The sequence below is a fragment of the Pseudomonas fluorescens genome, assembly GCF_001307275.1.
Taxonomy (GTDB): domain Bacteria; phylum Pseudomonadota; class Gammaproteobacteria; order Pseudomonadales; family Pseudomonadaceae; genus Aquipseudomonas; species Aquipseudomonas fluorescens_AA.
On record NZ_CP012831.1, the window covers coordinates 628419 to 649046 of the forward strand.

The window sequence follows — 20628 nt, forward strand, 5'->3', positions numbered from 1 at the left end:
GCATCCGGTCGAGGCGCACATGCAGGTTTCCTGTAGTGGAAACGCATCAGCCACGGGGGGATTTACTCGCGGGCAGCACTTTCTCCTGTGGCGCGATCAGTGGCTTGTGCATCGCAATGGCCTTGACCCCGCCGATGGCGAAGGCATCAGCGCTTTGCTCGAACCCCAGGTGTCGATAGAACGCCTGGCTGCTACGGGTGCTGTTGAGGCGCACCCGGGCCACGCCGCGCCCGCGCAGCCAGGCCTCGATGTCCCGCACCAGCGCCTGGCCGACACCGCGGCGGAAGGACTCCGGCTGTACGTAGCAGAAGGCGATCCGGCCACTGGCCGAGGCCATGGCGACACCCGTCGGCCGCCCCTGCAAACGGGCCAGGGTCAGGCGCAAGCGTGGGTCGACCAGCCAGGGGCGGATATGCGCGAGGGTGCTGTTGCGTACCCAGGCGGCGACGACAGTGGGATCGTTGCGATGTTCGACGGCACACCCGACCCGGATGGAGCGTTCGGCGATGCGGCTGATGATGCCGGCATCGCTGGGTGTGGCTGTGCAGATTTCGATGAAGGTGTCCATGGCGCGGTTTTCCTCAGTCCTTGAGTCGAGCTGAAAAAAACATAGACCCGGATAAGGCCGGGGCGCCAATGGCAGGTCGTTACAGCAGATGTACAACGACCTCCCGCCGAGTGCGCCTGTAGGAGCTGACGAGTGCAACGAGGCTGCGATCTTGTCCCAGACAGTTAGATCTCAAGCGAAAGTTCAAGATCAAAAGATCGCAGGCTTCGCCAGCTCCTACAGACCCAGCGGGAGCAAGCTCCCTCGCCACGGAACCCCTCGTTTGATCAGGGATGCTGCACCGGCATCGTCAATTCGACCCGCAATCCATCCGGGCGGCTGTCGAAATGCAGGCCGCAACCGCAACGCTGGACGATGGCCTGGACGATCGCCAGCCCCAGCCCGCAGCCGGTGCTCTGGCCGTTGCGCCAGAAGCGTTGGGTCAAGTGCTGGATGTCGTCGGCGGCGATGCCGGGGCCATGGTCGCGGACCTGGAAACGCACGCGCTGGCCGATCATTTCCAGGCTCAGTTCCACATCGGTATCGTCCGGAGTATGGCGCAGGGCGTTGTCCAGCAGGTTGCGCAAGGCGGCGATGGAGAGCACCGCCGGCATTTGCACCGGCGCGTCGGACAGCCCTGGGGCCAAGTGCAATTTGATTCGCCGGGACTCACTGCTGGCCGCGTCCTGGATCGCCAGTCGCGCAACCTGCTCGGCGTTGCAGTGCACGCCATCGTCGAACGACAGGCTGCCTTCGACCCGAGCCAGCAGCAGCAACTGTTCGAGTGTGCGATGCATGCGGTCGGCGCCCTCCTCGGCCCGGGCCAGGGATTGGTCGCGGGCGGCGCCCTCGGTCATGCGCGCCACTTGCAGGTGCGTCTTGATGGCGGTCAACGGGCTGCGCAGCTCGTGGGCAGCGTCGCCGGTCAACCGTCGCTCACGCTCGATGGTCTTGCCGATACGCTGGAACAGCTGGTTCTGGGTCTCCAGCAACGGTCGCAACTCGCTGGGCAGCGGATGGATCTGCAAAGGCTCCAGGGAATCGGCATTGCGCCGCATCAGCGCATCGCGCATGCGATTGAGCGGCGCCAGGCCCTGGCCGATGCCCAGCCACAACAGGCACAGGCAACCGAGCAACGCCACGCCCACCGGCACCGAGGCAGCCAGCAGTATCGACATGTTCAGGGCTTCGCGCTCGATCTGGCGGTCGGCGGTGGTGATGCGCAAGTCGCCTCGGGCCAGGGTGAAGCTGCGCCAGGGCGCACCGTCGATCATCTGGTCGTGGAAGCCCATTTTCTCGGCTTCCAGGGCCTGTTCCGGGGTCCCGTGGCTGCGGGCCAGAATCTCGCCGCGCAAGGAACTGACCTGACAGGCCATGCCGCCGGGAATGCTCAGTTGCTCGGAGCTCAAGTGCGTGCCGTCGCCCTTGCTGGGCAACGGCGGCATCTGCTCCAGCAACCCGGCAACCATCCGCGCCGATGCCACCAGGCGCTGGTCGAGGGAGAACATCATCTGGTTGCGCAGGTCGCTGAGCATCCACGCCGCGGCCAGGGCCCAGATCAGGGCGAAGGCGGCGCCGAGGGTCAGGCTCAGGCGCAGTCGCAGGCTCATCACTTGGAGGACTCTGCGCCGTCGGCCGGACCCAGGCGATAGCCCAGGCCGCGCACGGTCTCGACAATGCCATTCCCCAGCTTGCGCCGCAGGTGATGGATATGGACGTTGAGGGCATTACTTTCCAGCTCGTCGTTGAACCCGTAGACGCTGTCCTTGAGTTGCTCGGTGGACAGCACCCGGCCGCGACTGTGCAAGAGCGCCTGCAACAGCGATTGTTCGCGCCGGGACAGATCCACCGGCTGGCCGTCCAGGGTGGTTTCCCGGCTGCTGGGGTCGTAGGTCAGGCGACCGTGCTCGATCAGGTTGACGCTGCGCCCCGCCACGCGCCGCAGCAACGTGTGCAGGCGCGCCGCAAGCTCGCGCAGGTCGAAGGGTTTGAGCAGATAGTCATCGGCCCCGGCCTGCAAGCCGTCGACCCGGTCGGTCACCGAGTCACGGGCGGTGAGGATCAGCACCGGCGTCTCCAGCCCCTGCTGGCGCAGTTGCCGCAGCAGCTTGAGACCGTCCTCATCGGGCAATCCCAGGTCCAGCACCATGACATCGAACTCCGCCACGCCGACCATCGCCCGCGCCGCCGATGCGGTGGCCACGTGCTCGACCGTCAGGCCCTGCGCCGTGAGGCCGGCAACGATCCCGCTGGCAATCAACTCATCGTCTTCGCAGACCAGTACGCGCATGGTAAGCCCCGTGGAAAAAGGTACATTAGGCCGCCGGCCGATTAAGCCGACATTATGCGACGAGTACGGCAAACATGGGCGATCATTACGGCCTGCCGGTCGCCGCCGGGTTAATCGACGGTTAATCGCCAGTCGCCATTGTGTTTTCCACTCGCTTCGTTCTAAGGCTTTATCCATGCGTCGATTGTTTTTGCTGTGGCTGTTTCTGATCTCGGGCCTGGCCCAGGCCGCCAATCCCTTCGAAACCAAACCCGATTTCCTGCCGGTGGAAAAGGCGTTCGTGTTGACCTCCGAACGCCTGGACTCCGGTGAAACGCAGCTGTTCTGGCAGATTACCGATGGGTACTACCTGTATAAGCAGCGGCTCAAGTTCGAGGGCCTGGCCGAGGCGCAGAAACCCAAGTTGCCGGAGGGCGAGGCCCACAGCGACGAGTTTTTCGGCGACCAGCAAGTCTATCGCCAGGCGCTGGAACTGAAGATCCCCGCCGGTGCCACGGGCAAGATCAAGGTGGGTTTCCAGGGCTGTGCCGACGCCGGCCTGTGCTATCCGCCCCAGACCCAGGTGATTGACCTGGGCGGCAGCGCACCGGCGGCCGCCACCGGCGAGGCGCCGGACCAGGCCCTGGCCAGCGGCCTGCAACAACGGGCCTTGGGCTGGAGCCTGCTGGTGTTCTTCGGCCTGGGCCTGCTGCTGGCGTTCACCCCTTGTTCGCTGCCGATGCTGCCGATCCTGGCCGGGCTGGTGGTGGGCAGCGGCGCCGGGCCGAGACGCGGCCTGGCCTTGGCCGGCAGCTACGTGATCAGCATGGCCCTGGTGTATGCGGCCATGGGCGTGCTCGCCGCTCTGCTGGGGGCCAACCTCCAGGCACTGCTGCAACAACCGTGGCTGCTGGGCAGCTTCGCGGCCGTATTCGTGTTGCTGGCGCTGCCGATGTTCGGCTTCTTCGAATTGCAATTACCGGCGGCGCTGCGTGACCGCCTGGAAAACGCCGGACGCCAGCGACGCGGTGGCAGCCTGGTGGGCGCCGGCGTGCTCGGCGCCCTGTCCGGCCTGTTGGTGGGCCCGTGCATGACCGCCCCGCTGGCCGGCGCCCTGCTATATATCGCCCAGAGCGGCAATGCACTGCACGGCGGGTTGATCCTGTTCACCATGGGCATCGGCATGGGCCTGCCACTGTTGCTCCTGGTGACCGTGGGCAACCGCTTCCTGCCCAAGCCCGGCGCCTGGATGAACCTGCTCAAGGGCGTGTTCGGCTTCCTGTTCCTGGGCACCGCACTGCTGATGATTCGCCCGATCATCGACAGCTCGCTGTGGATCGGACTGTGGGGCGTGTTGCTGTTGATCGCCGCCTACAGCGCCTGGCGCCAGACCGAAGGCTTCGGCCGCATGGCCTACCTCTGCGGCAGCGCTTCGTTGCTGTTCGGCCTGTGGGGCAGCCTGCTGGTGATTGGCGCGGCGGGCGGTGGCGATGATCTATTCCAACCCCTGAAGGTCTACGCCGGCAGCGAGGGCAGCGTGACCGTCAAAGCCCACGACACATTCGTCACCGTCAGCGAGCCCGCCGCCCTGCAACGGGAACTGGACGCCGCCAAGGGCCAGGGCCAGTGGGTGCTGCTGGACTATTACGCCGACTGGTGCGTGTCCTGCAAGATCATGGAAAAACAGGTATTCGGCCGCGCCGAGGTGCTGGACGCCCTGCAAGGCGTGCGCCTGCTGCGCCTCGACGTCACCGCCGACAGTCCCGCCAGCCGCGCGTTGCTGAGCCGTTACCAGGTACCGGGGCCGCCGAGCCTGCTGTGGATCGGCGCCGACGGTGAAGAGCGCCGCAACCAGCGGATCACCGGAGAAGTCGACGCCAAGGCGTTCCTGGAGCGCTGGAACCTCACCCGGGACGCGCGCTGATGCTGACGTTCACCCTGGGCACCTTCGCCATCGCCCTTAACCATCTGTTGCTGATCAGCGCATTGGCCCTGGCGACCTTCGTCGGCTGGCGGGTGGCCAGGCGCGGTGGCGAGAACCCTGAGTCGGTGCTGTTCGTGTTGTTTCTACTGGGGCTTTTGGCCGCACGGATCGGCTTCGTCGTCGCCTATTGGCAACACTACCGGGACGACCCGTGGCAGATCGTCGACCTGCGGGACGGCGGTTTCCTCGCCTGGCCGGGGATCGTGGCGCTGCTGATAGGCGCCTTGTTGTGGGCCCGGCACCGCCCGGCCCTGCGCCGTCCGCTGGGCTTCGGCGTCGGCAGCGGCTTGCTGTTCTGGCTGGTGGCGAGCCTGTCGTTGACGATTTATGAACAGGGCACCCGGTTGCCGGACATCACCCTGCGCACCGCCGACGGCCAGACCGTGAAACTCACCGACTACCAGGGCGGGCCCCTGGTGATCAACCTCTGGGCCACCTGGTGCCCGCCCTGCCGACGTGAAATGCCGGTGCTCGAAGAAGCCCAGCAACAGCGTCCGGACCTGACCTTCCTGTTCGTCAACCAGGCCGAAAGCATGCAAAGCGTCAGCACCTACCTGGCCACCCAGGGCCTGAGCCTGACCAACGTATTGTTCGATGGCAGCGGCCGCCTCGGCCAGGCAGTGGGTTCCATGGCCCTGCCGACCACCCTGTTCTACAGCGCCGACGGTCGCCTGCTGGGCAGCCACCTGGGTGAATTGTCGGAAGCGAGCCTGGCCCGCGCCCTGGAAAACTTCGAAACGCCGGATTCGTCCACGACGCCCCACTCCGCCACAAGGAAACCGCCATGCCCCGCCTCCGCCACCTGCTGACCCTGGCCGTCGCCGCCGCACTGTCGCAGGCCCCGCTGCTGCAGGCCGAAGAATTGCCTGCGGCCATCAAGAAGATCGAAGCCAAGGGCGCGAAAATCGTCGGTACTTTCGAGGCCCCGGACGGGTTGCGCGGTTACGCGGCGCAGTACCAGAACCGCGGCATGGCGCTGTACCTGACCCCGGATGGGCAGCACGTCCTGCTGGGCAACCTGTACGACGCCGAGGGCAAGGACCTGAGCGCCGAGCCGCTGCAAAAACTGGTCTATGCACCGATGGCCAAGGCTATCTGGGCGAAGATGGAAGCGAGCAACTGGATCGCCGACGGCAACAAGGACGCACCGCGCACGGTGTACCTGTTCAGCGACCCGAACTGCCCGTACTGCAACATGTTCTGGGAACAGGCCCGGCCTTGGGTCAAGGCCGGCAAGGTGCAGTTGCGCCACATCATGGTGGGCATCATCCGCGAAGACAGCCCGGGTAAATCCGCCGCCTTGCTGGCCGCCAAGGACCCGGAAAAAACCCTGGCCGAGCATGAAAAGGCCGGCAAGGGCAGCACGCTCAAGCCGCTCAAGGACATACCGCCCGCCATCCAGGCCAAACTGGACGCCAACCAGCAGTTGATGGACGAACTGGAACTGTCCGCCACCCCGGCGATTTTCTATCTGGATGACAAAGGCGACCTGCAACAGCAGCAAGGCGCGCCGTCACCGGACAAGCTGGTGAAGATTCTCGGGCCGAAGTGACCGACAACCACTGCAACCCCTGTGGGAGCGAGCTTGCTCGCGATGACGGCAGATCAGTCAGCATTGATGTGACAGACACACAGCAATCGCGAGCAAGCTCGCTCCCACAGTGGGTTTGCATCGGTCACAAAATCCCAGTGGGAGCGAGCCTGCTCGCGATGCGGTGGATCAGCTGCGCAAGACCTTCAGCAACGCCTCGGTCACGAACTCCGGGTTCTCAAGATTGGAAATGTGTCCCGCGTCCGGTATCAGCAGACAAGGGCAACCGATCAGTTCGGCCATTTCCTTGGCCTCGGACGGCGGACGCGGTTTGTCCTGGTCGCCGCACATAATCACTGTGCCCTTGGCATCCAGTGCATGCAGGCGCGGCAGGATGTCGTCCCGACCGAAAATGATCCGCCCCAGCGGCACGATGCTGGCGCGCAGGCGATCGGTCGGCAGCGCGGCCAATGTGGCGCGAAACTGCTGGTAGAGCGCCGACTGCGGATCGATACCCGGTCGGAAGAAGATCGGCACGACGATGTCCAGCAATGGCTCGGGAATGCTGCCACTGGCTTCGATCCTGTCGAACAGCGAGAAATAGTACTGGCGGGTCGGCTCAGGCTCGACGCCGACGTAGGTGTCCATCAATACCAGCGTCTGCACACGCTCAGGCGCCGCCAACGCCAGCCGCGCCCCCCACATCCCGCCCACCGAAAGCCCGACCAGGTTGAAGCGGTCGATGCCCAGGTGATCCATCAATGTCAGTGCCTGGCGGGCCAGGTCGTCCAGGGAGGTCATGCCCTCAGGCAATTGCCCGGACTGGCCGTGGCCCCATAAGTCCAGGGCGATGACCCGATAATCCCGCGACAACACCTCGATCTGCGGCGCCCACATGCTGTGGTCCCACAGGTAGCTGCTGCCCAGCAGCACCACCGGGCCCTGGCCTTGGTCCAGGTAGTGAAGCGGTTGTCCGTCGATCGTTGCAAAGGGCATGGGTGGCCTCCTTGTTTGAGTCTGGAAAAAAGCTTGGGAAGACTGAGCCGTGCGGGGCGAGGCGTCAACCTTGGGCTTTGCTGTGTCAGGACTGACGCCATCGCGAGCAAGCTCGCTCCCACATGGGATTTGCGTCGTTCACAAAACCCTGTGGGAGCGAGCTTGCTCGCGAAGAGGCCTTCATAGACGCCGCAAAACTACAACCCTTCCAATTCCGCCATCAAATCATTCAACCGGTCCACCTTCTCCTCAGTGATTTCGCTGGCCGCCAGCCCATCGATGTAGTCGGCCAGTTCCAGCACCGTGCTGCACTCGAACATCGCCCGCAGCGGCACGTTGCGTTGCAGGGCCTTTTGCACCCGTGAGGCGATTTGCGTCGCCAGCAGGGAATGACCGCCCAACTCGAAGAAGTTGTCCCGTACCCCTACCCGCTCGACTTTCAGCACCTGGGCCCAGATGTCTGCCAGGGTCTGCTCCAGTTCATTACCGGGTGCCTGATAGTCCTGGCTTTGCAACTGGCCGATCTCCAGGGCCGGCAAGGCCTTGCGGTCGAGCTTGCCATTGGCGTTGAGGGGCAGGCGATCGAGCCACAGCCAGTGCAGCGGCACCATGTATTCCGGCAGTTCGGCCCGCAGGCGCTGCTTGATGCGCTCCAGGCGTTCGGCGGGTTTGAGTGCCGAGTCGGTGGCCACGAGGTAGCCCACCAGATGCTTGCCATTGGCGCCCTCCTGCACGCCCACCGCCCCATCGCGCACTTCCGGCTGCTCATGCAAGCGCGCTTCGATTTCCCCCAGCTCGATGCGGTAGCCACGAATCTTCACCTGATGGTCGATGCGCCCGACGTATTCCAAGACCCCGTCGCTGCGCCGCCGCGCCAGGTCGCCGGTGCGGTACAGCCGCTCTCCCGGTGCCCCGAACGGGTTCGGCACAAAGACCGGGGCGGTGCGCAACGGATCGCTGACATAACCGCGCCCGACCCCGGTGCCCGCCACGCACAACTCACCCACCGCACCCAGCGGCACCAGGTCCAGCGCGCCGTCGAGCAGGTACAAACGGTTGTTGTCGGTGGGCGTACCAATCGGCAGGTAAGTGCCACGGGTCGACGCCTGGTCGACGCGGAAGAACGCCACGTCATCGGAGCATTCCGCCGGCCCGTAGGCATTCACCAGACCAATGTCCGGGTAACGCAACAACCACTGGTGGGCCAGCTCCGGCGGCATCGCTTCACCGGTGGGCAGCATCCAGCGCAGGCCGTCCAGACCGATGCGCTCCTGGGCGAGCATGCCCTGGATCAGCGACGGCACGCTTTCCAGCACGGTGATGCGCTGTTGCTGCACATGCTCCAGCAGCCCTTGCGGGTCGTGGGCGATGGCGTTGGGCACGATGTCGGCCCGGGCGCCGAACAACGGCGCGGCCAGGAACTGCCAGACCGAAATATCGAAGCTTTGGGACGCCGTCTGGGCGATGACATCCGCCTCGCTCAGCGCCAGGTACGGCACTTTGCTCAGCTGGTTGTTGAGCATGCCCCGCTGTTCCACCATCACGCCTTTGGGCAGGCCAGTGGAGCCGGAGGTGTAGATCACGTAGGCGAGGTTGTCCGGCCCGCTGTAGACGCCAGGGTTTTGCGACGAAAAGTCGCTGGCCTGGACGGTTTCCCACACCAGCAACTTCGGCCGTCCGGAACAGGCGAACTCGTCCAGCAACGCCTGGGCCTGGGCCTGGCAGGCCTGGGTGCAGACCAGCAAAGGCGTGCGGCTCAATTCGATGATGCGGCTCAGGCGCTGGCTCGGCAGGCCGGGATCCAGCGGCAAGTAGCCGGCACCGGCCTTGAAGCTGCCGATGATCATGCCCAGCAGTTGCGCATCCCGTTCAGCCAGCAACGCCACCGGCTGATCCAGACCGACCCCGGCCGCGATCAGCGCGTGGCCGAGGCGGTTGCTGCGCGCATTCAACTCGGCGTAGCTGTAGGTCGTGTCCAGGCAACTGACCGCAAGACGTTGCGGATGAACCGCGACCCGCGCCTCGAACAGCTCGACATAGCTCTGCTCCAGCGGATAGCCATGCTCGCTCTGGTTGCAGCCTTCGATCAGGAAGTCCTGCTCTTGGGCACCGATCAGCGGCAACTCGCTCATGTCACCGTGCAAGCCCTCCATCAGCGCCAGCAGCAGCCGCTTGAACTCACTCAGCAAACCCTGGACGGTGACTTCATCGAAGTAACGCTGGTCGTAGGAAAGGTGCAGCCCCAGGTCATCCCCGGGGTAGCAGACCGCCGTCAGCGGGAAGTTGGTGTGGGTGCGGCCCGAGTCGGAGGTGGCATTGAGGCTTTGGGCACGGTCCAGCACCGAGACTTCCACCGGCGCGTTCTCGAACACGAACAGGCTGTCGAACAACGGTTGGCCCTTGGGCAGTTCGCTGACTTCCTGGATGCTCACCAGCGGCAGGTATTCGTACTCGCGCAGTTGCATGTTGCTGTCCAGCAAATCGCTGAGCCACTGCCGTACGCTGCAGCGCTGATGGTCCTCGGGCATCTGCACGCGCAACGCGATACTGTTGATGAACAGCCCGACGGTGCGTTGCATCTGCGGCAGTTCCACCGGGCGCCCGGCCACAGTGACGCCGAACAGCACGTCGCGGTCGCCGCTGACCCGGCGCAGGACCAGGGCCCACGCCGCCTGGGCGAAGGTGTTGACCGTCAGTTGATGGGCCTGGGCCAGTTCCCGCAGCCGTGCGCCGTCCCGGGCATCGAGACGGGTGTAGCAGTCGCCGACGATCATGCCGCCGCTGTCACCGGCGTGCTCGCGCAGGAACGGCCGGTCGCCAGGGATCGGCGTGGTCCGCTCGAAGCCTTGCAGGTTGTGCTTCCACCACTGCCGGGCTGCGTCCAGGCTCTGGTGTTGCAGCCAGCCGATGTAGTCGCGATAGCGCGGCGGCACGGCCAACTGCGGCTCGCGCTGCTCGCCCAGGGCGGTGTAGATCTCGAAAAAGTCATCCATCAGCAGCGAACGGCACCAGGCATCGATGAGGATGTGGTGGTTGCTCATCATGAACCAGTAGCGCGCCGCGCCGACCCGAATCAGCCGCAGGTGGAATGGCGCCTGGTTCAACAGATCGAAACCGGCCTCGCGTTCATCCTTGAGCAGGGCCTGGAGCTTGGCTTCCTGGGCGTCTTCAGGAACCTCGGACCAGTCGAGGTAATCCACCGGCGTGCGGCCTGGCTTGTGGATGATTTGCAGCATGTCTTCGCCGACGTTCCAGCAGAACGATGCGCGCAAGGCTTCGTGACGGGCGATGACCGCCTGCCAGGCCTGGGCAAAACGCTGCGGGTCCAGTGCGCTGTCGATGCGGTAGCGATCCTGCATGTAGTACAGGCCGGTGCCCGGCTCCAGCAGGGTATGCAACAGCATGCCTTCCTGCATGGGCGTCAACGGGTAGACGTCTTCGATCTGCGCGGCCGGCACCGGCAGGCTGTCCAGCTGGCCCTGGGTCAACTTCGCCAGGGGGAAGTCCGATGGCGTCAGCCCGCCCGCCTCGTCCGTCAGGCAGTGTTCGATGAGGCGTTGCAACTCATCGAGGTAAGCCTCGGCCAGGGCCGCGATGGTCTCGCGCTCATGGCGTTGGGCACTGAAGGTCCAGCGCAGCACCAGTTCGCCGCCGCTGACCTGGCTGTCGACGCTCAACGCGTTGGGTAGCGGCGCATCGGGATCGTGGATGGCACCCAGGGGCGCATCCAGCGGCTGGAACAGCGCCTCCTGGCCCAGGGTCTGGTCAAGCTGGCCCAGGTAGTTGAAGGTGATCGCCGCGTGTGGCAGGCCGGCCATCGCCTCGCGTGTCGGCGCGTCCGCCAGGTAACGCAGCACACCATAACCGAGGCCCTTGTGGGGCACCGCGCGCAGTTGCTCCTTGATGGCCTTGATCGAGACGCTGAAATCTTCAACCGCAGGACTCAGGCGCACGGGATAGACGCTGGTGAACCAGCCGACGGTGCGGGTCAGGTCGAGGTCGTCGAACAGCGCTTCGCGGCCGTGGCCTTCGAGCTGGACCAAGGCCGAATCATGGCCGCTCCAACGGCACAGCACCCGGGCCAACGCCGTGAGCAGCAGGTCATTGACCTGGGTGCGGTAAGCGCTTGGCGCCTGCTGCAGCAGTTGCCGGGTACGCTCGGCGTCCAGGCGCACGCTGACGGTTTGCCCGTGACGCTCCTGCAGCCCGCCGTCAGGATTCGCGCACGGCAGTTGCACTTGCGCACCGCTCAATTGCGCTTGCCACCAACCCAGCTCCTCGCGCAGGGACTCGCTGCCGGCGTAGGCCTGCAAACGCGCGGCCCAGTCGCGCAACGGGCTGGTCTTGGCCGGCAGTTGCGCCGCCTGCCCGGCGACGAGTTGGCGATAGACGGTTTGCAGATCGTCCATCAGCACTCGCCACGACACACCGTCCACCACCAGGTGATGAATGACGATCAACAACCGTTGCCGACCATCCGGCAACTGCGCCAGCACGGCACACAGCAACGGCCCGGTGGCTAGATTGAAACGGCTCTGCGCCTCGGCAAACAACGCTTCGCATGCCTGGGCAGTGTCCACGCTGACCTGCTGCAGCAGCACAGCGTCAGTCAGCGACTGGTGCTCGGCACGCCAATGTCCGGCGCTTTCGTCAAAGCCCAGGCGCAAGGCATCGTGGTGCTGGAAGACGCTACGCAGCGCCTGCTCCAGCCGTTGCGGGTCCAGGGCCGTGGTCGGTTCCAGCAGCAATGCCTGGTTCCAGTGATGGCGGTTGGGGATCGGGCGCTCGAAAAACCAGTGCTGGATCGGCGTCAACCCGGACTCGCCCTGCAACAGGCCCTGCTCGGCATGCACTTGCTGGCTGCGCGTGGCGACGGCGGCCAGGGTCTGTACGGTCTGGTGCTGGAACAAGTCCCGGGGCGTGAAATGAATGCCCTGTTGCCGGGCACGGCTGACCACCTGGATGGACAGGATCGAATCACCGCCCAGCTCGAAGAAATTATCGTTGAGGCCCACCTGCGCCACGTTCAGCACGTCGCACCAGATCGCCGCCAAGGTCTGTTCCAGGGCATTGCTCGGCGCCACGTAAAGTTGGCGATTGAGTTCAGGATCGGGCAGCGGCAAGGCGCGGCGGTCGAGCTTGCCGTTGGCGGTCAGCGGCATGCTCGCCAGCAGGATCAGGTGCGTGGGCACCATGTAGTCCGGCAACTGCGCCTTGAGGTGGTTTTTCAAGGCGTCGCGCAGGGCCGCTTGTCGCTCGTCATCCTGGCTGGCGATGTCGCTCACCAGGTAGCCGGCCAGTTGCTTGCCGCCGGGCGTGTCGAGGGCCAGGACCACGGCCTCGCGCACCGCCTCATGTTCCAGCAGGCGGGTTTCGATTTCCCCCAGTTCGATGCGGAAACCACGGATTTTCACCTGATGGTCGATCCGTCCCAGGTACTCCACCAACCCGTCGGCACGCTGGCGCACCAGGTCGCCGGTGCGATAGAGGCGTCCACCGTCGGTGGCGAACGGGTCGGCGACGAAGCGCTCGGCGGTCATCCCCGGACGCTGGTGATACCCCTGGGCCAGACCGGCGCCGCCCACATACAACTCGCCCGTGGCACCTGGCGGCACCAACGCCAGGTCCGCGTCGAGGATGTACGCCACCCGGGCACCGATCACGCTGCCAATCGGCACACTGGCCGCCCCCTCCTCCAATTGCTCGGGGGCCAGGCTCGCCAGGGGCATGACCACGGTTTCGGTCGGGCCATAGGCATTGAAGAACAGGCTCGGGCTGAACGCCGCGCGAATGCGCTGCAAGTGCTCGCCCGTCAGGGCTTCGCCGCCGGTGATGCACATGCGCACCGGCAAGGTCTGGCCCTGGGTCGCCAACCACTGCGCCAACTGGCTGCCGTAGCTGGGGGTGAAACCCAGGATGTTGATGCGGTGCTGGCGAATCAGCCCGCAGATTTCCTCGGCGTCCCACTGGCCCTGGGCCCGCAACACCACATGGGCACCACTGAGCAGCGGCACCAACAGGCGTTCGGTGGCCGCATCGAAGTTGATGGAATAGAAATGCAGCTCGCAGTCGTCCGGGCGCATGCCAAAGCGCTGGATCACCGCCTGGCAATGCATGGCGATTTCACCGTGGGACACCACCACGCCCTTGGGCTTGCCGGTGGAACCGGAGGTATAGATCAGATAGGCCTGGTGTTGCGGCAGGTTGATCAGCGGCAGTGAGTGATCCGGGTACTGCGCCAAGGCCGGCGAATCATCTTCCAGGCACCAGCACTCCACACCCTCGGGCAGTGCACCGAGGGCCTGGAGCATCGCCCGGTCGCTGAGCAGCAGGCTGATGCCACTGTCTTCGATCATGTAGTGCAGGCGATCCAGCGGGTATTCCGGGTCCAGCGGCACGTAGGCGCCGCCGGCCTTGAGGATCGCCAGCAGGCCGATGACCATTTCCAGCGAGCGCTCCAGGGCCAGGCCGACCCGCACTTGCGGCCCGACGCCTGCCTCGCGCAGGCGCCAGGCCAGGCGATTGGCGCGGCTGTCCAGTTGCGCATACGTCAGGGTCTGCCCGGCGAAGGTCAGGGCCGGTGCATCGGGACGCGCCCGGGCCTGTTCGGCGAACAGTGGGTGGATGCATTGGTCCAGGCGATGCTCACCGGGCTCGACGCCCAGGCTGTCGAGCAGTTGTTGCTGCTCGCCGGCATCGAGCAACGGCAACTCGCTCAGCCGTCGGCTCGGATCGTCCAGCAGCGCTTGCAGCAGATTGCGCCAGTGCCCGGCCATGCGCGCGATGCGCGGTTCGTCGAACAGGTCGGTGCTGTAGGTCAGGCAGCAACCCAGGCGCTGATCCAGGTCGGTGACTTCCAGGTTGAGGTCGAACTTGGTGGCCCGGGCGTCGTTGACCAGGTATTCGACGGTCATGCCGGCCAGCGTGCGGCTCTGCTGGAATTCCCAGCGCTGCACGTTGCACATCACCTGGAACAACGGGTTGTAGGCCGCACTGCGCGGTGGTTGCAGGGCTTCCACCAGATGATCGAACGGCAAGTCCTGATGGGACTGGCCTTCGATGACGGTGTGGCGCACCTGTTCGAACAGTTCGCCCACCGACATCTGCCCGTCGAGCTGGCAACGCAGCACCTGGGTATTGAGGAACGCACCGATCAGCCCTTCACTTTCCGGGCGGATGCGGTTGGCCACCGGCGCGCCGATGCGCAGGTCGGTCTGGCCGCTGTAACGGTAGAGCAGCACGGCCAGGGCGGCGGTCATGGTCATGAACAGGGTCAGGCCCTGTTGCGCGTTGAAGGCGCGGACCCGCGCAGCCAGCTCATCACTGAGATCGAAACGGAACAGTTCACCGCGATGGCTTTGCACCGACGGACGCGGGCGGTCGCCGGGCAGCTCCAGCAGCGGATGCTCGCGGCCCAGTTGCGCGGTCCAGTAGTCCAACTGCCGTTGGCGCTCGCCGGATTCCAGCCACTGGCGCTGCCAGACGCTGTAGTCCAGGTACTGCACCGGCAACGGCTCCAGCGGGGACTCACGGTCGTCGACAAAGGCTTCGTACAGCGCGCTCAGTTCACGGGCAAAAATGTCCATCGCCCAGCCTTCGGTGACGATGTGGTGCAGCGTCAGCACAAAGTAATGCTCATGCTCGGCGGTCTTGACCAGGCAGGCCCGCAGCAGCGGTCCGGTTTCCAGGTCGAAGGGCTGGTGCGCCTCGCTGTCGGCCAGTTGCTGCACCCGCTGCTGACGAATGTCAGCGGCCAGCATCGAGAAGTCCTTCCAGTCCATGCGCAGGCCCGTCTCGCCGTGCACCTGTTGGCAGGCCACGCCGTCGACGCTCGGGAACGTGGTGCGCAGGGTTTCGTGGCGCAGGATCAACGCCTGCAAGGCCGCCTCGAAGCGCCCGACATCCAGCACCCCGCGCAACCGCGCCATGCCGCCGACGTTGTAGGCCGGGCTGTCCGGCTCCATCTGCCAGAGGAACCACATGCGCTGCTGGGAATACGACAGCGGCACCGGTTGGCTGCGGTCGACCTTCTCGATGGGCGGCTGGCGATTGGTCTGGCCGCTGGCCTGGATCAAGCGCACTTGCTCGGCGAAAGCCCCCAGTTCACTCGCCTCGAACAGCGCTCGCAACGGCAGTTCCACGTCACAGGCCTGGCGAGTGCGGGAAATGATCTGGGTCGCCAGCAGCGAATGACCGCCGAGGGCAAAAAAATCGTCCCGCAGGCCGATGCGCGCCAGTCCCAGCACGTCGCGCCAGATGCCGGCGATTTGCTGTTGGAGGGCGCTGACCGGCTCGACATGCTCGCGCACCTGCCATTGCGGTTCAGGCAAGGCGCGGCGATCGAGCTTGCCGCTCGGGCTCAAGGGCATGGCGTCCAGGCGCAGCAGTTGGGCGGGCACCATGTAGTCCGGCAGTTCGGCGGCCAGGGCGGCCTTGAGCCGGGTGTTCAATTCGTCCTGGCCGTGGGCGACCTCCGGCGCGGTGTAATAACCGATCAACTGCGGGCCGGCCGAGGTGTCGCGCACCAGCACCGCCACTTGGGCGACGCCGTCCTGGGCCAGCAGGCGCGCTTCGATTTCCTGCGGTTCGACCCGGAAGCCGCGCAGCTTGACCTGCTGGTCGAGGCGGCCGAGGTATTCGATCACGCCGTCGGCGCCCCAACGCGCCCGGTCGCCGGTGCGGTACAACCGCGCACCGGCCGGCCCCATTGGGTCGGCGACGAAACGCTCGGCGCTCAGGCCCGGACGCCCGAGGTAACCCCGGGCCAGGCCCAGGCCGCCAATGCACAGCTCGCCCGGCACACCGGCCGGCACGGGATTGAGGTCGCTGTCGAGCACCCGGCACAGCACGTTGCCCAGGGGGCGACCGATGGGCGAGCGCTCACCATCAGCTTCGGTGCAATGCCAATGGGTGACGTTGATCGCGGTTTCGGTCGGGCCGTAGCGATTGTGCAATTGCGCCGACGGCAGTTGCGCCAACACCCGGTTGCGCAATTCGGCCGACAAGGCCTCACCGCCACAGAACAGCCGGCGCAGGCTGGTGCAGCGGGCGCTCAGCGGTTCTTCGACAAACAGGCTGAGCAGCGGCGGTACGAAGTGCAGCGTGGTGACGCCAAACTGCTGCACCAACTGGGCGATGCGGTGCGGGTCACGGTGCTCACCGGGGCCAGCCAGGACCAGTTGACTGCCGGTGATCAGCGGCCAGAAGCACTCCCAGACCGACACGTCGAAACTGATGGGGGCCTTTTGCATCAGCACATCGGTGGCATCCAGCCCATAGGTCGCTTGCATCCATTGCAGGCGCTCGGCCAGGGCCGCGTGGGTGTTGCCGACGCCTTTGGGCTGGCCGGTGGAGCCGGAGGTGTAGATCACGTAGGCCAGATGATCGCCGTGCAGGTGCAGGCCCGGCGGGTTGCTCGGCCATTGTTCCAGGTGCAAGGCGTCCATGGCGATGACAGTGACGCCGTCGCAGGCTGGCAAACGCTCCAGCAACGCGGTCTGGGTCAGCAGCAGGTCGACGCCGCTGTCGTCGAGCATGTAGGCCAGGCGTTCGGCCGGGTAGTCCGCATCCAGCGGCACATAGGCACCGCCGGCCTTGATGATGGCCAACACGCCGATAAGCAACTGTGGCGAACGCTCGGCGGCAATCGCCACGCACACGTCCGGGCCAACGCCCTTGTCCCGCAGGTAATGGGCCAGGCGGTTGGCCTGGGCGTGCAGCTCGGCATAATCGAGTTGACCACCGTCCCAGCGCAGGGCGATCCGTTGCGGCGTGCTGCGGGCCTGCTCGTTCAACAGTTCCGGCAGCCATTGGCTGGCCGGCGCGCACGGGGCCGCGCTCCACTGCTGCTGTTGGCTGTGTTCATCGGCGGTCAATAACGGTACATCGCCGATGGCTTGCTGCGGATCGGCACAGACCGCCCGCAACAGGTTGCAGTAATGCGCTGCCAGCCGCTCGATGGTCGCCGCCTCGAACAGTTCGTCGGCGTAGTCGAACGACAGGGTCAACCGGCCGTTGCGATCTTCTTCGCTGTGCAATTGCAGGTCGAACTTGGCTTCGCGGCTGTGCCACGGCAACTCCTCGGCCAGCAGCCCCGGCAGACGGCGCAAGGCACTCAGGTCACGCTGCTGGTGGTTGAACATCACCTGGAACAGACCTTGCTCGCGCGCCTCGGGAAACGCTTCGAGCAGTTGCTCGAATGGCAGGTCCTGGTGGGCCTGGGCCCCGAGCGTGGCTTCCCGGGCCTGGGCCAGCAACGCGGCAAACGGTTGACGGGAATCGACCTGCCCGCGCAGGACCTGAGTGTTGATGAAGAAGCCGATCAGCCCCTGGGTTTCCAGGCGCGGACGGTTGGCGTTGGGCACACCGACGCGGATGTCGGATTGCCCGGTGTAACGCTGCAACAGCGCCTGGAAAGCCGCCAGCAACAGCATGAACGGCGTCGCGTCATGGGCCTGGGCCACGTGGCGCAGGGCCTCGCCGAGGTCCTTGTCCAGGCGCAGGCTGTGCCGCGCGGCGCTGCGCTGGCGTTGAGCGCTGCGTGGATGATCCGTGCCCAGCACCAGGGGCGATTGTTCAGCGCCCAGTTGCTGCTTCCAGTAGGTCAGTTGGCGCTCGGCCTCGCCCTGGGCGAGCCACTGGCGTTGCCAACTGCCGTAGTCGGCGTATTGCAAAGGCAATGACGCCAGTTCAGCAACCTGGCCTTGGGACGCGGCGGCGTACACGCGGGAGAACTCTTCGATCAGTACATTCATCGACCAGCCGTCGGCGATGATGTGGTGCAGCGTCACCAGCAGTTGATGGTCATCCTCGTCGAGGCGCAACAGGGTGACCCGCAGCAGCGGTCCCTTCTCCAGATCGAACAGCGTGGCCGCTTCGTCTTCTCGAACCTGCCGCGCCCGGGCTTCGCGCCGGTTGGCAGGTTCGTCACTGAGATCGATCACCTGCAGCTTGAATTCGCCGGCCGGATCGACCTGTTGCAAGGCCACCCCATCCCGCTCCAGGAACCGCGTGCGCAAGGACTCGTGACGCTCGATCAGTTGCTGGAAACTGGCCCGCAGCGCGTCTTCGTCCAGCTCGCCGCGCAGGTGCAAGGCGCCGGGAATGTTGTAGGCACGGCTCGCCGGGTCGAGCTGCCAGGTGATCCACAAACGGTTCTGCGCCAGGGATTGCGGCAGTGGCGCATGGCGCGGCAATGGGCTGATCGCGCCCTGGGCCTGGCCGCCGTCCTGCTGCTGGTTCGCCACCGCCGCCGCGAACGCCGCCAGGGTCGGCGCTTCGAACAGCAGGCGCAGGTTGAGCGCCAGCCCGAGGGTTTCGCTCAGGCGTGCGATCACCTGGGTGGCGGCGATGGAGTTGCCGCCCAGCAGGAAGAAATGATCGTCGGCCCGGACCTGCTCGACCTGCAATTGCTCCCGCCAGACCTGACCGATGAGGGTTTGCAACGCGGAGGACGGCGCGGGTTCGTCAGCCACGTCTGCTGCCGCTGACGGGAACTGAGCGTAACTGTCCAAACTGCCGTCGGCTAACCGGATGCGGCAGGCCGAGCGCTGCAACTTGCCGCTGGAGGTCTTGGGCAGCGCGCCGGGATTGAGCAGCACCACCACGCTCGGGGCTTGCTGGCAGGCCTCGGCCACGGCCTGGCGAATGGCGTTGATCAAGGCTTCGGGCGGCAGGATTTTCTGCACGCTGCGGCTGATTTCCGCAGCGATGCCGATGCCCTCCTCGCCGTTGTCGTTGACCGCGAACGCCGCCACCCGGCCCTTGCGCACCACCTCCACTTCGCGTTCGATGGTTTGCTCGATGTCCTGGGGATAGAGATTGTGCCCGCGCACGATCAGCAGGTCTTTCAGGCGACCGGTGATGAACAGTTCGCCGCCGCGCCGGAAACCCAGGTCGCCGGTGCGCAGCCAGGTCTGGCCGTCGTGCTGGACAAAGGTTTTGGCGCTGGCTTCAGGGTTGCGCCAGTAACCCAGGGCGATGCTCGGCCCGGCGGCCCAGACTTCACCGACCTGATTGTCGGCCAACGGCTGCAACGTGGTGGGCTCGACGATCAGCACCGCGTGCCCGGGCTGGCTGACACCGCAACTCATCACCGCGCTGCCCTGCCCCGGCTCGGCCCGGTTCTGCGCCAAGGCTGCGTCATCCACTCGCAACGAAGGAATGCCGTGGCGGCGCGGCGTGCCGGCGACGAACAAAGTCGCTTCGGCCAGGCCATAGGAGGCCATGAAATTGTCCGGCGTGAAGCCGCACGGAGCGAATTTCTCGGCAAAACGCTCCAGGGTGTCGAGGCGGATCGGCTCGGAGCCGGAATAAGCCACGCGCCAGCCGCTCAGGTCGAGACGTTCCAGGGCCGAATCACTGACCCGCTCGCTGCACAACCGATAGGCGAAATCCGGACCGCCGCTGATGGTGCCGCCGTACTCGCTGATCGCTTCGAGCCAACGCACGGGGCGGGCCAGGAAATAAGCCGGGGACATCAATACGCAGGGAACGCCGCTGAACACCGGCTGCAACAGACCGCCGATCAGACCCATGTCGTGGTACAGCGGCAGCCAGCTGACGATGACGTCGTCGGGGTTCAGGTCGATGCCGAAGCCATGGCGGATCAGCAGTTCGTTGGCCACCAGGTTGCCGTGGCTGACCTGCACACCCTTGGGCAGCGCGGTGGAGCCGGAGGTGTATTGCAGGAAGGCAATGTCATCGTCCTGCAGCGTCGGCATCCGCCATTGCCCGGCGTGGGCCGGGTCGAGGGTATCGACGCACAACACCGGCGGCGCCGACTCGATGGCTTGCAACGGCTCGCGCAGATCGCTGCTGGTGAGCAGCAGGCGCGGTTCGGCGTCGGCGATGATCGACAGCAGGCGCTCCTGATGGTGGCGACGGGCGGACTCCGGCGGATAGGCCGGCACCGCGATCACCCCGGCGTAGAGGCAGCCAAAGAACGCCGCGACGTAATCCGGGCCACTGGGAAACAACAGCACGGCGCGATCACCCAACGCCGCTTCGGCCTGCAAGGCGCCGGCGATGGTCCGGGCGCGCAGGTCCAGGTCGCGATAACTCAACACCACACCCTGCCCAGGGGTGTCGGCAAGGAAGCGCAGGGCCACCCGGTCCGGCGTCAACGCGGCGCGGCGCTGGAGGGCATGAGCCAGGGTGCTGGGGAGTTCGAACGCGTCGGTCATGGGGGTTTCCTGCCTGAATTCGGCTTGCAAGTTGTCCCCCATGGAACGGATAGCCGCGGCAAATAATTAGTCCGGCAGCCGACTCACCGCGGCATGCAGCCAGGCAGCCAGCGGCCA

At 65.7% G+C, this 20628-nt stretch carries 8 protein-coding genes; 3 read left to right on the top strand and 5 right to left on the bottom strand.

The annotated features are described in order from the left end of the window. Positions 1 to 46 precede the first annotated feature (46 nt). The 3 genes from AO356_RS02860 to AO356_RS02870 form a co-directional block, all read right to left on the bottom strand. Positions 47 to 568, bottom strand: coding sequence for a GNAT family N-acetyltransferase (locus AO356_RS02860; RefSeq protein ID WP_060738498.1), 522 nt, complete (start codon positions 566 to 568; stop codon positions 47 to 49). Between the two features lie 266 nt (positions 569 to 834). Continuing rightward, positions 835 to 2160, bottom strand: a complete 1326-nt coding sequence (locus tag AO356_RS02865; RefSeq protein ID WP_060738499.1) for an ATP-binding protein — start codon at positions 2158 to 2160, stop codon at positions 835 to 837. Next, the gene (locus tag AO356_RS02870) at positions 2157 to 2837 is read right to left on the bottom strand and encodes a response regulator (RefSeq protein ID WP_060738500.1); all 681 of its coding nucleotides are present in this window, start codon (positions 2835 to 2837) and stop codon (positions 2157 to 2159) included. The genes AO356_RS02865 and AO356_RS02870 overlap by 4 nt, the downstream gene beginning before the upstream one ends. A 175-nt stretch (positions 2838 to 3012) precedes the next feature. Here AO356_RS02870 and dsbD point away from each other — a divergent pair, with 175 nt between their 5' ends. The 3 genes from dsbD to dsbG are packed head-to-tail and all read left to right on the top strand — an operon-like array spanning position 3013 to position 6352. Further along, positions 3013 to 4740: a protein-disulfide reductase DsbD gene (dsbD, locus tag AO356_RS02875; protein ID WP_060738501.1), complete on the top strand. Its 1728-nt coding sequence runs from the start codon at positions 3013 to 3015 to the stop codon at positions 4738 to 4740. Continuing rightward, positions 4740 to 5609, top strand: a complete 870-nt coding sequence (locus tag AO356_RS02880) for a TlpA disulfide reductase family protein (protein WP_060738502.1) — start codon at positions 4740 to 4742, stop codon at positions 5607 to 5609. The genes dsbD and AO356_RS02880 overlap by 1 nt, the downstream gene beginning before the upstream one ends. Further along, a complete protein-coding gene (gene dsbG, locus AO356_RS02885; protein ID WP_060738503.1) occupies positions 5585 to 6352 on the top strand; it encodes a thiol:disulfide interchange protein DsbG in 768 nt (255 codons plus the stop codon). The genes AO356_RS02880 and dsbG overlap by 25 nt, the downstream gene beginning before the upstream one ends. A gap of 168 nt (positions 6353 to 6520) precedes the next feature. Here dsbG and AO356_RS02890 read toward each other — a convergent pair whose 3' ends face one another. Both AO356_RS02890 and AO356_RS02895 read right to left on the bottom strand, forming a co-directional pair. Further along, positions 6521 to 7327, bottom strand: coding sequence for an alpha/beta fold hydrolase (locus AO356_RS02890; protein ID WP_060738504.1), 807 nt, complete (start codon positions 7325 to 7327; stop codon positions 6521 to 6523). Between the two features lie 197 nt (positions 7328 to 7524). Then, positions 7525 to 20511, bottom strand: coding sequence for a non-ribosomal peptide synthetase (locus tag AO356_RS02895; protein WP_060738505.1), 12987 nt, complete (start codon positions 20509 to 20511; stop codon positions 7525 to 7527). Positions 20512 to 20628: the final 117 nt, after the last annotated feature.

Excerpts from the sequence above, each read along its gene's own strand:
- AO356_RS02890 (WP_060738504.1), bottom strand. The coding sequence starts at position 7,327 with ATGCCCTTTGCAACGATCGACGGACAACCGCTTCACTACCTGGACCAA.
- dsbD (WP_060738501.1), top strand. The coding sequence starts at position 3,013 with ATGCGTCGATTGTTTTTGCTGTGGCTGTTTCTGATCTCGGGCCTGGCC.
- AO356_RS02895 (WP_060738505.1), bottom strand. The coding sequence starts at position 20,511 with ATGACCGACGCGTTCGAACTCCCCAGCACCCTGGCTCATGCCCTCCAG.
- dsbG (WP_060738503.1), top strand. The coding sequence starts at position 5,585 with ATGCCCCGCCTCCGCCACCTGCTGACCCTGGCCGTCGCCGCCGCACTG.
- AO356_RS02860 (WP_060738498.1), bottom strand. The coding sequence starts at position 568 with ATGGACACCTTCATCGAAATCTGCACAGCCACACCCAGCGATGCCGGC.
- AO356_RS02870 (WP_060738500.1), bottom strand. The coding sequence starts at position 2,837 with ATGCGCGTACTGGTCTGCGAAGACGATGAGTTGATTGCCAGCGGGATC.
- AO356_RS02880 (WP_060738502.1), top strand. The coding sequence starts at position 4,740 with ATGCTGACGTTCACCCTGGGCACCTTCGCCATCGCCCTTAACCATCTG.